Annotated in this window: 12 protein-coding genes; 9 read left to right on the forward strand and 3 right to left on the reverse strand. The window is 71.3% G+C overall.

Going from position 1 to position 14,378, the window contains the following annotated elements:
• The first annotated feature begins 22 nt into the window (after window positions 1-22).
• The 5 genes from WMF42_RS17775 to WMF42_RS17795 are packed head-to-tail and all read left to right on the forward strand — an operon-like array spanning window position 23 to window position 5,221.
• Window positions 23-2,662 carry a DUF2169 family type VI secretion system accessory protein gene (locus WMF42_RS17775; RefSeq protein ID WP_437693303.1) on the forward strand — a complete coding sequence of 880 codons (2,640 nt, stop codon included), beginning with the start codon at window positions 23-25 and terminating at the stop codon, window positions 2,660-2,662.
• Window positions 2,659-3,708, forward strand: coding sequence for a pentapeptide repeat-containing protein (locus WMF42_RS17780; RefSeq protein WP_061607780.1), 1,050 nt, complete (start codon window positions 2,659-2,661; stop codon window positions 3,706-3,708). The genes WMF42_RS17775 and WMF42_RS17780 overlap by 4 nt, the downstream gene beginning before the upstream one ends.
• Window positions 3,709-3,728: 20 nt before the next feature.
• Entirely contained in the window at window positions 3,729-4,373 is a 645-nt protein-coding gene (locus tag WMF42_RS17785; protein WP_061607781.1) for a DUF3540 domain-containing protein, read from the forward strand.
• Between the two features lie 9 nt (window positions 4,374-4,382).
• A complete protein-coding gene (locus tag WMF42_RS17790) occupies window positions 4,383-4,775 on the forward strand; it encodes a DUF4150 domain-containing protein (RefSeq protein ID WP_061607782.1) in 393 nt (130 codons plus the stop codon).
• Complete coding sequence (locus tag WMF42_RS17795; RefSeq protein WP_061607783.1) at window positions 4,772-5,221, forward strand: hypothetical protein; 450 nt, start codon at window positions 4,772-4,774, stop codon at window positions 5,219-5,221. The genes WMF42_RS17790 and WMF42_RS17795 overlap by 4 nt, the downstream gene beginning before the upstream one ends.
• A 61-nt stretch (window positions 5,222-5,282) precedes the next feature.
• Here WMF42_RS17795 and WMF42_RS17800 read toward each other — a convergent pair whose 3' ends face one another.
• Window positions 5,283-6,569, reverse strand: coding sequence for a phosphodiester glycosidase family protein (locus WMF42_RS17800; RefSeq protein ID WP_061607784.1), 1,287 nt, complete (start codon window positions 6,567-6,569; stop codon window positions 5,283-5,285).
• 436 nt (window positions 6,570-7,005) lie between these two features.
• Between WMF42_RS17800 and WMF42_RS17805 the strand changes: the two genes are divergently transcribed.
• From WMF42_RS17805 to WMF42_RS17820, 4 genes are all read left to right on the forward strand, one after another.
• Window positions 7,006-8,442: a DEAD/DEAH box helicase gene (locus WMF42_RS17805; protein ID WP_437693304.1), complete on the forward strand. Its 1,437-nt coding sequence runs from the start codon at window positions 7,006-7,008 to the stop codon at window positions 8,440-8,442.
• A 161-nt stretch (window positions 8,443-8,603) separates the two neighbouring features.
• Window positions 8,604-9,671: a M23 family metallopeptidase gene (locus tag WMF42_RS17810; protein ID WP_437693305.1), complete on the forward strand. Its 1,068-nt coding sequence runs from the start codon at window positions 8,604-8,606 to the stop codon at window positions 9,669-9,671.
• A gap of 68 nt (window positions 9,672-9,739) precedes the next feature.
• Entirely contained in the window at window positions 9,740-10,858 is a 1,119-nt protein-coding gene (locus WMF42_RS17815; RefSeq protein ID WP_437693306.1) for an alpha/beta fold hydrolase, read from the forward strand.
• 426 nt (window positions 10,859-11,284) lie between these two features.
• A complete protein-coding gene (locus WMF42_RS17820) occupies window positions 11,285-11,680 on the forward strand; it encodes an SPW repeat domain-containing protein (RefSeq protein WP_061613062.1) in 396 nt (131 codons plus the stop codon).
• 664 nt (window positions 11,681-12,344) lie between these two features.
• Here WMF42_RS17820 and WMF42_RS17825 read toward each other — a convergent pair.
• Both WMF42_RS17825 and WMF42_RS17830 read right to left on the reverse strand, forming a co-directional pair.
• On the reverse strand, window positions 12,345-12,767 hold the full coding sequence (locus WMF42_RS17825) for a hypothetical protein (RefSeq protein WP_437693307.1): 423 nt from the start codon (window positions 12,765-12,767) through the stop codon (window positions 12,345-12,347).
• A gap of 188 nt (window positions 12,768-12,955) precedes the next feature.
• Window positions 12,956-14,212 (reverse strand): dicarboxylate/amino acid:cation symporter, encoded by a 1,257-nt coding sequence (locus tag WMF42_RS17830; RefSeq protein ID WP_061610179.1) that lies wholly within the window; start codon window positions 14,210-14,212, stop codon window positions 12,956-12,958.
• Window positions 14,213-14,378 lie beyond the last annotated feature (166 nt).

The raw sequence follows: 14,378 nt of genomic DNA on the forward strand, positions 1-14,378 counted from the left end.
CCGGCGTGAGCCCATAACCCCTATGCGGATCATCAAACCCCAACGCATCTCCATCCTGCAACGCGTGTTCGAGCTGAAGCAGCAGCGCTTCCTCGCGCTCGGCCTCACCGCGTACCTCCCGCTCGACGCGCCGGAGGTCCCGCTCCCCGAGATCTCGATGTGGCAGGAGATCCCGAGGCAGCTCGGCAAGGACGTCGCGCTCGACGAGGGGCTGCCGAAGCCGCGCGGCGAGGTCCTCGTCTTCGGCAAGGCCTTCGCCGCGGGGGGCAAGCCGCGCCCTGCGTTCCGGGCGCGCGTCCAGGTCGGCCCGGTCGACAAGGCGGTGTACGTCGTCGGCAAGCGCCGCTGGGAGCGCGGCGTGCCGAGCGAGCCCGAGCCGCTGACCGAGCTCGCCCTGGGCTGGGACAAGGCGTTCGGCGGGCCGGGCTTCGCGCCGAACCCGATCGGGACGGGGCTCGCGACCGTCGAGGAGGAAGGGAAGAAGACCCAGCCGCTCCCGCAGATCGAGCACCCGAAGCACCTCATCACCTCGCCGAACGACAGGCCGCCCCCCATGGCGTTCGGCCCCCTCGACGCCACCTGGCCCGAGCGCCAGTCGAAGCTCGGGACGTACGACGCGGCGTGGCTCGAGAACGATTTCCCGGGCTTCGCGCGCGATCTCGATCCGGAGTACTTCATGGTCGCGCCGCCCGATCAGCGCCTGCCCGGCTTCTTCCAGGGCGGGGAGCCGATCGCCCTGGAGCACCTCCACCCCGAGGAGGCCACGCTGACGGGCCGCGTGACGGAGCTCGCCGCGCGTTGCTTCGTGACGCGGGCCTCGCGCGGAGACGCGCTCGAGGAGGTCGCGACGCGGCTCGAGACGATCGTGCTGCTGCCCAACGTCCGGCGCATGATCGCGATCTTCCGGGGCGTCGCGCGCGTCGAGGACGACGACGCGCGCGACGTGAAATGCCTGCTCGCGGCGCTCGAGCTCCGCGGCGCCCCCCGGCCGGAGGCCCATTACCAGGCCGCCTTCGAGCAGCGCCTCGACAAGAAGAAGGGCCACCTCGTCGCGCTGCGCGATCGCGACCTCTTGCCGGAGCCCGACCCCGGCGCCCCCGCGCCGCCCGACGAGAAGTTCAGCGACATGGACGACCTCCTGCGCCGCGAGGGCGTGCTGGAGCGGCGGTCGCGCGAGCGGGCGCAGCGCGAGCTGGACAAGGCCCGCATGTCCGTGCGGGTGCTCGGGCTCGATCCGGACGAGAAGGGCATCCCGCGCGAGCTGCCGCCGCCCGAGGCGCCGCCGAAGCTCGACGAGCTGCCCGAGTACATCGAGCGGGTCGAGGCCGAGGCCGCCCGCATCGAGGCCGAGGCCAAGGCGAGGCAGGAGGAGGCCCTCGGGCAGGCGCGCCAGAGCCTCGCCGAGCACGGCATCGACCTCGACGCGGTCATCGAGAAATCGAAGAGCGAGGGTGGGCCGCCCAGGTTCCGCGCGGACGAGCACCTCGCCCGCATGCGCGAGACCGCCCAGGCAGGCCGCGAGCTCGGCGCGCCGATGGAGGAGCTCGAGGCCCAGATCGAGGATCCGGCGTTCCTCGCGAAGCTGCGCAAGCTCGAGGAGGCCCAGATCCTCGGCTACCGGACGGCCGCGCACCACATGGCGCCCGCGGCCCTCCCGGACGAGGCCGCGCAGCGGGACCTCCGCGCGCGCGTGGAGGCCGCGCTCGCGTCCGGCGCGCCGATGGCCGGCTGGGACCTCACCGGCGCGGATCTGCGCGGGCTGGACCTGTCCGGGGCCGTCCTGCGGGAGGCGCTCCTCGAGCGCGCGGACCTGCGCGACTGCGCGCTCGCCGGCGCGGACCTGTCGGGCGCCGTGCTCGCGCGCGCCAACCTGGAGGGCGCGCGGCTCGCCGGCGTCGGCCTCGAGGGCGCGAACCTCGGCGAGGTCCACGCGCGCGGCGCCGATTTCGGGGGCGCGCGCCTCGCCAGGGCGATCCTGCACCGCGGCGAGCTCGCGGAGGCGCGCTTCGCCCGCGCCGACCTCCGGGGCGCCGATCTGTTCGAGGCGCGCCTGCCGCGCGGGGACCTCGAGGGCGCGATCGCGGACGAGGTCCTCTTCTACGAGTGCGACCTCGAGGGGGCGCGCCTCGATCGTGCAAGTCTGCGAAAAGCAACGTTTTTTCGCTGTCGCATGGCCGGCGCGAGCCTCGCGGAGGCCGTGCTCGAGGCCGCGGCGCTCGTCGAGACGGGCGCGGAGGGCGCCAGCTTCCGCGGCGCCCGCGCGAACAACCTGCGCCTCGTGCTCGAGTGCCGGCTCGGCGGGGCCGACTTCTCCGGCGCGGAGCTCGAGCTCGCGACGATGCGCGGCGCCGCGATGAAGGGCGCCGGGCTGACCGGCGTCCGGGCCGACGGCTGCGATCTCAGCGAGTCGGATCTCAAGGAAGCGCGCCTCGCGGGCGCGAGCCTCAAGGGGGCGCGGCTGATGCGCACCGATCTCGGCGACGCCGAGCTGTCGGACGCGAACCTGATGGAGGCGATGCTGCAGGGCGCGCACGTGCGCGGCACCTCGTTCCTACGGGCCAACCTGTTCCGCGCGAACCTGATGGGCGCCGAGGGCGACACGCGCACGAGCTTCAAGGACGCCCACGTCGTCCGGACCTTGTTCCCGAGGCGAAAGCGATGACCAAGGACGATCTGTTCGAGCGCGTCGCGAGCGCGGAGCCCGTGACCGACGAGGATCTCGCGGGCGCGGACCTTCGCGGCGCCGATCTCTCCGGGGCCGTGTTCGAGCGCGTCTCCTTCCGGGGAGCGGACCTGACCGGCGCGAAGCTCCACGAGTCGGTCTTCTCCGATTGCCGGTTCGAGGGGGCGAAGCTCCCGGGGGCGCGCCTCCGCCACGGGATGTGGGACCGGTGCACGTTCCTCGCGGCCGACCTGCGCGAGGCCGACCTCGTCGCCGCGAGCCTCGTGGAGTGCGACCTGTCGCGCGCCACGCTGGACGGCGCCGACCTGACCATCGCGAGCCTCATCAAGCCGCGCCTCGAGGAGGCGAGCCTGAAGGCGGCGAACCTCGACCGCGCGGCGCTCGTGGACGCCGAGGCGGCGCGGGCGGTCTTCGAGGGCGCGCGGCTCCAGCAGACCGCGCTGCTCAAGGCCGACCTGTCGACGGCGCGCCTGCGCGGCGCGCTCCTCGAGCGGACCATGCTGATCGGGGGCAAGCTCGGCGGCCAGGACCTCTCCGGGATGGATCTCACGCTCGCGCAGCTCATGGAGGTGGACCTCACCGGCTGCGACCTCCGCGGCGCGAGGATGGTGCAGGTGAACTGCAAGGGGGCCTCCCTCGTGGGCGCGCGCCTCGACGAGGCGAACCTCGATCGGGCCCTCTTCGCGGAGGCGAACCTGACGAACGCGACGCTCAAGAACGCGAAGGTCGGTCAGGCGCTCTTCGTGAAGGCGCGCCTCGACGGCGCGAGCCTCGAGGGCGCGAGCGCGCAGCAGGCGATCTTCAAGAACGCGAGCTGCGTCGGCGCGAACTTCGCCGGCGCCGATCTGACGTACGCCGATTTCTCGTACGCGGATCTCGCGAACGCGGATTTCTCGCGCTGCACGCTGTTCCGCGCGCGGTTCCACCGGACGCGCCAGCAGGACACGCGATTCACGAACCGGTCCGCGGCGCTCGGCGACGACGAGGAGCTGAGCGAGGCGGAGCGGCGCTCGGAGAGCCGATAGGGGTCAGCACGGAGGTACCGATGAGAGACAATCTGGCAAGGAAGCTCGCGTGGCCGATGCAGGAGGTCGCGACCGTGGTGGGGGTCTCGGGTCGCGGCCTGCGCCTCAGGTCGAGCTCGGGGGAGTTCGAGGCGCGGCGCGCCGCGAGCTGCCTGCTCGAGCCCGCCCTCGGCGACGAGGTGCTCGTCGCGCACCACGAGCGCGGCTCGCACGCGCTCGCGGTGCTGGAGCGCGACGACGCGACGGCGGCGCGGCTCTCCGTCGAGGGCGATCTCGAGATCGCCGCGGCGTCGGGCAGGCTCTCGGTGAGCGGGCGCGACGGGGTCGACGTGGTGACCCCCGGCGAGGCCGCGATCGCGGCGGGCTCCGCGCGCCTCCAGGCGGGGCGCGCCGACGCGGTGGTCGGGGTCCTGAGCCTGCTCGGCGACAGCCTCACCGCGAAGGTCGACCGCGTGAAGACCGTGGCGCAGTCGGTCGAGACGGTCGCCGAGCGCCTCGTGCAGCGGCTCGACCGGGCCTACCGCTTCATCGCGCGGTCCGAGGTGGTGCGCGCCGAGTACCTGGAGTTCGAGGCGCGGGCCGCCTTCCACGTGAAGGCGGAGACGACGCTCGTGAACAGCGGCGGGCTGACCAAGATCGACGGCTCCCAGATCCACCTGGGCTGAGAGGAAGACATGTTCGCCAACACGCAGATGATGGGCATGTCGCTCGGCGCGCCCGACGTGTGCCTCACGCCGATGCCCGCGCCCACCCCCATCCCGTACCCGAACATCGCGATGCAGCCGATGGGCATCCCGGCCGCGTACAACGTGCTGTTCATGTGCGCGCCGGCGCACAACATGGCCACCACCGTGCCGCTCACGAACGGCGACAACCCGGGCGTCGCCCTCGGCGTCGCCTCCGGCATGGTGATGGGCCCGTCGCGCCACGTCACGGCGGCCTTCACCGTGCTCGTCGGCGGCATCCCGGCCACGCGCATGACAAGCATGACGATCACGAACTCGACCAACTGCCCGGCGGTGTCGATCGTCCCGAGCCAGGTCAAGGTGCTCCTCCTCGCGCCGTGAGGGACCACAGCAAGAACCGCCTGGCGCTCATCACCGGCCGCTACGCGGCGCGGCAGCAGGAGAAGCTGGAGGGCGATCGCCGGGCCTTCGACGACGCCTTCCGCGCGGCGCGCGACGCCGTGATCCGGCCCGTGCTCGACGAGATCGCCGCCGAGCTCCGGTCCGCCGGCCATGCCCCGCGCGTCGCCTGCGACGAGGCGCCCGAGACGCCGAGCATCGAGCTCCTCCTCGGGATCCGGGGCGTGAGCGCGGCGCCGCGGGGCGACCTCATCGCCTTCTCGGTCATCCAGCGGCGCGCGGCGCCGGAGATCCTCGCCTACCTGGTCGTGAGGCCGCCGCCGATGGATCTCCTGCGCTTCGCGAGCGCCGCCGAGATCACCGCGTACCAGGTCGAGCAGCTCGTGGTCGACGCGATCGAGCACATCTTCGCGTGCCGATCCATCTGAGGCCGCCTCCGCCGGGGCGACGCGCCGCCGCCGGCGGAGGGCGGCCGCGCGCGGCGCGCGATCACGGCGCGCCGCTCCCGGGCGCCGGGTCCTTGCGGGTCAGGTAGAAGAAGTCGCGCAGGGACCGCTTGCGGATGTACTCGTCCTCGGAGAACTCGAAGCCGCTCGCCAGCGCGACAGGCGTGAGCGCGCCGCCCTCGCCGGGCTCGTAGGTCAGGAACTTCGGGTACGACCAGTTCACGTCGAGCTGCGCGACGGCCGTGGCGCCGGCGTGGCGCAGCCCGATCGCGATCGCCTGCGCCGTCGTGTGGTTGCTGATGCCGACGAAGAGGACCTTGCCGTCGCGGTCGAGCCCGACCGCGGAGCGACGGATCACCGTGTTGCCGTCCAGCGTGGCGCCCCAGTTGCGGACCCCGGACGCGCCGAGCAGCGGGTGGAGCTCGCCCTCGTCGACCATGCAGCTCGGCGTCTGCCGCCACCACCGCATCCCGCCCTCGTCGGCGGCCATCCTGGTCCACGGCGCGACCTGCATCCGCCCGTCGCGGTAGAGCGCGAGGGCGCAGGCCTTGTCGCGGGGGCGCACGAGCGTCACGTCGTCGACCCGCATCCCCCAGTGGCCGTGCTCGGTCATGAAGCCGCCGTTGAACGCCGCGAGCAGCCTCGCGTGGTGCGCCTCGGGGATCTTCGCGAGCCGCTCGTAGGCCTTGCCCTCGTCGGTTGTCGCCGCCGGCTCGCGCGAGCCGGCCATCAGGTGGACGTCGACCCCCGACAGATCCACCGCCACGACGAACAGCTCCGCCCAGGAGCGGTGCGGATCCGGGTGGATCAGCGTCTTGTAGAGGCGCGGCGGGTCGCCCGGGCGAGCGCGATCCGCGATGGGCACCCACTGCCCGTCGCCGGGCGCCGGCCAGGCGGTGTGCGAGGGGCCGACGTCTTTCGGCCGGAACGCCGCCGCCACGACGGCCGGGGCGACCGAGGCGTCCGCGCTCGCGACGGGCGCGGCGGGCTCCGGCGCCTGCGCGGGCACCTCCCAGTACGTCTTCGGCGGCTCGTTCTTGCGGACGAGCTGGTGGACGTGATCCTCGACGCCGTAGGCGGTCTCCTCGATCGCCGTCACGTTCTCGGCGCCGATCACGGAGCGCAGCCCGTTCGCGACGAGCGGGCCCATCCACGGGATGCGGTGCACCGCGATCCACAGCCCGGCGCCGGCGACAGCCGAGACGGCCAGGGAGCCGAGGATCCAGCGCCGCAGCTTCAACTTCGTGCGGCGCCGCGGAGCGCCGTGGTCCTCGGGGGCGGAGCGCCCGGCCTGAGCCGGCGGGTTCGGGGCTTCGGCGGTTTCGGCCATGGTGCTGCGGTGCTGCGGAAGGACGGATGGAAGAAGGGAGGCGCTGGACGACGCGAGCGCGAGCCCCCGTCGCGGGCGAGGGTGTAGCACGACGCGCCGAGCTCACGAAGCCCGCTGCGCGCGGGCGCGCGCCCCGGAAGCCGAAAGAGGCCGGCGATCCGCGATCGCGGCCCACGCAGCGGAGCGCGCTTCTCGTGCGGCGCGCGGCAGACGGACGCGCTGTCGCTCCTCGACTTCCTCACCATCGCGTACTAGAGTCGCGGCCTCGGACTGACCTGGCACGGGTCGCGGTGCTCGGTCGCTGTCAAATGGGCCTCGCAGCCTCCGTTCAAGGAGGCGCAGGGCGGCAGCTCTCCGTGATCGATCCCTCCGCGCTGGAGGGCGCGGTGCCGCGGCGCACGTCTCGACCTGTCAGGAGGCGCTCCTCTGGAGCCCCATGTCCATGCAATTTGCCGATCTCAAGCTGATTGAACCGCTGCTCCGCGCCATCGAAGCCGAAGGGTACAGCGCCCCGACGCCCATCCAGGAGCAAGCCATCCCCCCCATCCTCGAGGGCAACGACGTCCTCGGGTGCGCGCAGACTGGTACCGGCAAGACCGCCGCGTTCGCGCTGCCGATCCTGCAGCGCCTCGCGCAGGGCGGCGTGTCGGCCGGCCCGCGCGGCCTCCGGGTGCTCGTTCTCACCCCGACGCGCGAGCTCGCCGCGCAGATCGGCGAGAGCTTCGTCACGTACGGCAAGAACCTCGGCCTGCGGACCGCCGTCATCTTCGGCGGGGTGGGGCAGCGCCCGCAGATGGAGGCGCTGCGCCGCGGCGTCGACGTGCTCGTGGCGACGCCGGGCCGGCTGCTCGATCTCTGCTCGCAGGGCGTCGCCCCGTTCGGGCGGCTCGACACGCTCGTGCTCGACGAGGCCGATCGGATGCTCGACATGGGGTTCATCCACGACATCCGGCGCGTGCTCGCCATGCTGCCCGAGCGCCGGCAGACGCTGCTGTTCTCGGCCACGATGCCGCCGGACATCCAGAAGCTCGCGAACAGCATCCTGCGCCGCCCGGTGCGGATCGAGGTCGCGCCGGTGGCCACGACGGCCGAGAAGATCGACCAGCGGGTGGTCTTCGTCGAGCGGTCCGACAAGCGCGCCATGCTGGAGCAGGTGCTCAAGGATCCGGCGCTGCGTCGGGCGATCGTGTTCACCCGGACGAAGCACGGCGCCAACCGCGTGGTCCAGCAGCTCGGCCGCGCGCGCATCGAGGCCCTCGCGATCCACGGGAACAAGTCCCAGGGCGCGCGCGAGCGGGCGCTCGCGAGCTTCAAGCAGGGGACGACGAGCGTGCTCGTCGCGACCGACATCGCCGCGCGCGGCATCGACATCGACGACATCTCGCACGTGATCAACTACGACCTCCCGAACATCCCGGAGAGCTACGTGCACCGCATCGGCCGCACGGCGCGCGCCGGGGCGTCGGGGGTGGCGCTCTCGTTCTGCGACAGCGAGGAGCGCCCGTACCTCGCCGACATCGAGCGCCTCATCCAGAAGCGCCTGCCCATCCTCGAGATCCCGGGGCTCGCCGGCGCCCAGGCCGACCCCCGGCCCGCGGCACAGGCGCAGGGGCAGGGGCGTCCGCCGGGGCAGGGTGGTCGCCCCCAGGGGCAGGGTCGCCCGCAGGGCGGCCAGGGTCGCCCGCAAACGCAGGGTCGGCCTCAGGGCCAGAGTCGGCCTCAGGACCAGAGTCGGCCTCAGGGCCAGAGTCGCCCGCAGGCGCACGCCGGGTCGCAGGGGCAGAGTCGCCCGCAGGCGCACGCCGGGTCGCAGCAAGGCCGGCCCCAGGCCCGACCGCAGCCGCAGCACGACACCCCGCGCGCGGACCGCTGATCCGGCCGCCACCTCCGCATTCGCCGCGCCGCGCTCGCCCAGATCGGGTGTCGCGGCCGGCTCGCAGCACCCGCTGTTCACGATCGCCGGCGGCGGCGGCGGGCTGATCGAACGCTCATCGAACGCTCATCGATCGCACGGTTGCATGCCAGCACCGCTCCGTGCGCGCATTCACATTATTTTCGTCGATGTGCGCGAATTCTGGCACGATTGCGCGCATGCGCATCTCCGCCATCGCTGTAAGCCTGCTTACCGTTGCTGCGTGTGATCGCGGTGCTCCCGCGGGCGCGCCCGACGCGGGAGATCAAGCCGCCGCCGACGCCACGCCGGCCGCCTCGGCGGCCCCGCCCGCCTCGGCGAGCGCGCCGCCGCCGGCGTCGGCCGACCCGGGCGCGTCGGCCGACGCCGGCGCCTCCGCGGCCCCGGCGGCGAGCGCGGACGCGGCCGACGCCGGCCCGCCCGCGGCCGATGCGAGCCGCCTCTCCGTGGAGGGGCGCGCCGTCCAGGGAGGGCTCCTCCGCGCCAAGCTGACCGGCAAGCTGCGCCGCATGGCGTTTCCGGGCCACCGCGTGACCGTGAGCGACGAGGGGGAGTTCCTGATCGCCTTCTCGCGCAACGCGCCGGCGCAGGAGAAGCTGACCATCACGTTCGACGATGGTCAGGTGCTCGAGAAGCTCTTCGACGTGGAGCAGCGCACGTTCGAGATCGACAAGGTCGACAACCTGCCGGAGAACATGGTCAAGCTCGACATGGCGACGCGCGTGAAGCTCACGCAGACCGACAAGAAGCTCGACGCGATCCGGAACAAGTACACGAAGAAGAACTGTTACAAGGACGGCTTCATCTGGCCGTCGAAGGGCCCGATCACGTCGCGTTACGGCCAGCCGCGCGTGCTCAACGGCACGGAGGGCGGGATCCACTGGGGCGTGGACATCGCGGCGCCCGTCGGAGCGGCGGTGCGAGCGCCCGCCTGCGGCAAGGTCGTGTTCGTCGAGAAGAACCTTCCGCTGAGCGGTCACACCATGATCATCGATCATGGCCACGGACTGAGCTCCACGTTCATCCACCTGCACGCCTTCGCTGCCAAGGTGAACGACGAGGTCAAGCAGGGTCAGGTCATCGCCACCGTCGGGATGACCGGCCGCACGAACGGCGCGCACCTCGACTGGCGCATGAACCTCTTCGAGACGCGCGTCGATCCCGAGCTCCTGGTCACGCCCGCGAAATGACGGCCCGCGCCCCGATTTGCCCGCGGCCCTCGTCATCCCCTCTGGCACGTCACCTGGAAGGTCACCTGTTGAGAACGCCCTCGCTCACCCCGGTCCTCGCCTCGCTCCTCCTCTCGCTCGCCCCCGCCGCCGGGTGCGCGCCGGCGCCCCGCGCCGATCTCCAGCCGGCCGCGCCCTCTGCGGCGCCCCCGGCCGCGTCCTCCGCGGCGCCCCCGGCCGCGTCCTCCGCGGCGCCGCCGGCCGCGCCCTCCGCGGCGGGCCTCGACCCGGAGCTCACGTCGTACACGTATCCTTACCCGGTCCGGTATTTCGAGATCGAGTCGCAGCGCCAGAAGCTCCGGATGGCGTACATGGACGTGCAGGCCGAGAAGCCGAACGGGCGCGCGGTGCTCCTCCTCCACGGCAAGAACTTCTCCGCGAGCACCTGGGAGCCGACGATCCGGGCGCTGACCGAGCGTGGTTTTCGGGTCATCGCGCCCGATCAGATCGGGTTTGGCAAATCGACGAAGCCCGCTGCCTACCAGTTCAGCTTCCACGGTCTGGCCGAGACGACGCGGGCGCTGCTCGACTCCCTCGGCGTGCAGCGCGCGGCCGTTGTCGGTCACTCGATGGGGGGCATGCTCGCCGCGCGCTTTGCCCTCATGTTCGCGGATCGGACAGAGCGCCTCATCCTCGTCAACCCCATCGGCCTCGAGGACTGGAAGACGGTGGTCCCGTACCGCTCCGTCGACGCCTGGTACAAGCAGGAGCTCCAGGCGACGCGCGACAGCATCCGCGACTACCAGCGCAAGAGCTATTACGACGGCACGTGGAAGCCCGAGTATGAGCGCCAGATCGAGATCCAGGCGGGCTGGACGGAGCACCCCGAGTATCCGCGCGTCGCGTGGTGTTCGGCCCTCACGTACGACATGATCTTCACCCAGCCTGTCGTCTACGAGCTGCCGCGCCTCCGTACGCCCACGCTGCTCGTCATCGGGCTGCGGGACCGGACGGCGCTCGGGAAGGCGTGGGCGCCGAAGGAGGCCGCGGACGCGCTCGGCGACTACACAACGCTCGGCAAGAAGGCCGCGCAGGCGATCCCCGGCGCCAAGCTGGTCGAGCTCGCCGGCGTAGGCCACCTGCCGCAGGTCGAGGCGTTCGAGAAGTACCGGGACGCGATCGTGAAGTTCCTCGATCAAGCGCCCTGAGGGCCCTGCCGTGGCCGGCGCTGCCGGCCGCGGCGACTCGGGCTCGAGGCGCCGGGCGAGCGCGCTGGACAGCCGGAACAACCCGCCTTTTCTGCCGCGCAGGAGGCGCGAGCGACGATGTCATGTGGCGGGCGGGCGCTGTCGGGGCAATGTGCCACACGAACAGCGCTCGCCGCTCGGGTGCGGTGCGCCTCGAAGCGGCGCACGGCTGTCCCGGAGCGCTCCTGTCGATGCGCGCAGCCCGTCGCGCACGGCAAGCGCAGGCCCGCTGACAACGGTTCCCCGCACCATGGATCGATGAAAGGCTGGCTGAGCTCGCCGGGTGGACGGATCCTCTCCGCCGCACCGCTCTGCGGCATGCGCCTTGCAGCCTCCCGGACCGACGAAGGCACTCAAACAGAATATCCGGTTTGCAAGGAGTCGGTCATGAAGATCCTGTCGCCTCGAGTTCATGGATACATCGATTATGCGGTTGTGGCCCTGTTCCTCCTGGCCCCTTCGCTGTTCGGCTTCAGCGGGTTCCCCGAGACGCTGTGTTACATCCTCGGCGCCGTGCACGCGGGCGTGACGCTGCTCACCGCGTATCCGCTGGGCGCCGCCAAGGTCATCCCGTTCCCCGTTCACGGGGCGCTCGAGGCCGTGGTCGCCGTCTTCCTGGTCGCAGCGCCCTGGCTGTTCAACTTCGACGAGGCGAACGCCGCGAGGAACTTCTTCCTGGTGTCGGGCGTGGCCGTCGCCCTGGTCTGGCTCGTGACGGACTACCGTTCGGCCTACACAACGACGGCAGCGGGCGTCCGGCCGGAGCACCGTTCGTTCTCTTGATCATCGTCGCGTGAGTGCTCCTCGCGAGTCGGCGCGGCGGCCGGGGCAGTGCCTCGGCCGCGCGCCGTTTTGTTCCATGGAGGCTCGACATGGCCGTCGGCGTCTCTGCCGCGCATCGCGCCGGTCGCGGCGCTCTGAGGCCGGGCGACGCCGCGAAGAGCTGCGCTGTCGGACGCGCTGCCGCCGAGCTTGCTGCGCGATCCTGCGACGGGAGCGACGATCAAGCACCGGTGAAGAGCCGGCGCCGTGACGCCGGCATCTCCGCGGGCCGCAGCCGCGCCCGGACCCATGTTACGGCCGGCGAGCTCAGCCACTGTGTGAGAAGATTTTCTCGAACTCCAGCCAACCGAGCAGTTCCGTCGTAACCGAGAACGGCCAGACTCAACCTTGCGCCGTGCCCGCCAAAGTCGCTTCAGGGCCTCGAACATGGTTCGCAGCGGCCCGAAACGGTCACGTAACATGGCTGCAATCGAGCCCAGCTTTCACGCGGTTCGCGCCTCTCCCGGGAGTCTGCTTCGGCCAGGACAGCGGCGCGCTGTCGCTATTGTGGATGCTCCTCCGCTCCGGTCGACACGACGTCCGCTCCGCACGAACGGCCGTCCGCTCCCGTGGAGGAAAGCGATGCGCTCCAGGTCTTCGAGGTTGCTCCGTTCCGGGCAGGGAGTTATTGAAACACTCGAAACGACTGACGGAGAGGACTAGCCATGATGAACATGCCAATGAGCTCGATGCCGATGATGGGGAACATGATGCCGATGATGGGGGGCATGATGCCGATGAGCGGCATCATGCCGATGATGCCCAACATGATGGGCATGATGGGCATGGGCGGCATGATGCCGATGATGCCCAGCATGATGGGCATGATGCCGAACATGATGATGCCGGGCATGATGCCGAACATGATGGGCATGATGCCGAACATGATGGGCATGATGCCGAACATGATGATGCCGAACATGGTGGGCATGATGCCGAACATGATGATGCCGGGCATGATGCCGAACATGATGGGCATGATGCCGAACATGATGGGCATGATGCCAAACATGATGATGCCGGGCATGATGCCGAACATGATGGGCATGATGCCCGGGATGAAGATGGCGGCCTGAACCCGGACGTCCCGGCGCGGCGACGCCCGCCGGGATGACTTCGAGACCGCGCGGCTCGGCCCCCGAGCCGCCAGGAACGGCAGCTCCGGACCTTCGGAGCGCGACGCCTGCGCGTGACCTCAGCCAGGAGGTATCACCCGCAGGCGTCGGCCATTTCGGCTCACGTCCCGGCCTCTTCCTGCGGTTTCGCGTGCTGATCCCGCGAGACGTACACGGCCGCCGCCAGATCCCCCACCACGTTGATCACGGTCCGGCACATGTCGAGGAACCGATCCACCCCGAGGACAAGGCCGAGCCCCTCGGGCGGGATGCCGAGCATCCCCAGGATCATCGCGATGACGGGGAGCGAGCCGGCAGGGATGCCCGCGGTGCCGATCCCCCCGAGCACCGAGATGAGCATCACGATCGCCTGCTGTCCGAGGGTCAACGTGACGCCGTAGACCTGCGCCAGGAAGAGCACGGTCACCCCCTCGAACAGCGCCGTCCCGTTCTGGTTCATCGCGGCGCCCGCCGTCAGGACGAAGCGCGACACGGACGGCGGGAGCCGCAGCTCCTGCTCGGCCACCTTCAGCGAGGTCGGCAACGTCGCGTTCGACGAGGCGGTCGAGAACGCCGTCACGATCGCCGTCCGGCTCCCGCGAAAGAAGGCGATCGGCGACATCCCGCCGAGGAAGCGCACCGAGAGCGAGTACACGACGAACATGTGCAGGCCGAGGCCCAGCAGCACAGTGAGCACGTAGGCCGCGAGCTGCTGCATGATGCCGATGCCCATCCGGGACGTGATCGTGAAGAGCAGCGCCCCCACGCCGATCGCCGCGAACCGGAGCACCCCCTCGATGAGCCGCATCGAGACGTCGAACAGCCCCTGGATGCCCTCCCGGAGCCGCATCGCCGCCTCGGTCGGGGTGAGCGACAGCGCGAGGCCGAAGAGCAGCGAGAACGTGATCACGGCGAGCACGTCGCCCGCGGCCGCCGCCTTGATGACGTTGTCCGGCACCATCGCGATGATCATCCCCACCGGCGAGGTGTCGGCCGGAGCGGTCGCCGCCTTGATCCCGCTGCCGCTCGCGAGGCCGCGGACCGCCTCGGGCAGTCCGTCGCCCGGGCGGATCAGATTCACGAGGACGAGGCCGATCAGCACCGCGATGGTGGAGACGACGGCCGTGTAGCCGAGCGTCCGCAGGCCGAGCCGGCCGACGTGCTTCAGATCGAGCTCGCAGACGCCCATGACGAGCGCCGAGAACAGGATCGGCAGCACGAGCATGAACAGCAGGCGCAGGAAGATCTGGCCCACCGGATAGGTGATGTGATCGACGAACCAGCCGAGCGTCGGAGAGCCCGCCGCGATCGCGTTCGCCGTCAGACCGCCAGCTGCCCCGACCGCGACCCCGAGCAGCATCGTTCGATGCGATGACATGACGCCACCTTACACAAGCCGCGACGCCGTGAGCCGCCGAGTTCGCCCCCGCGGCCCGCCGCCGAGCGCCTTTCCTCGGTGTCCGCCTCGCCGCGGCGCGCCTCATCGGGCCGGCCGCGGCGCCGGGCTGCCTGTCCAAGCCCGCGTGGATCCATTACGCTCGCCG

The organism is Sorangium sp. So ce176, from assembly GCF_051519835.1.
GTDB classification, from domain to species: Bacteria; Myxococcota_A; Polyangia; order Polyangiales; family Polyangiaceae; genus Sorangium; species Sorangium cellulosum_G.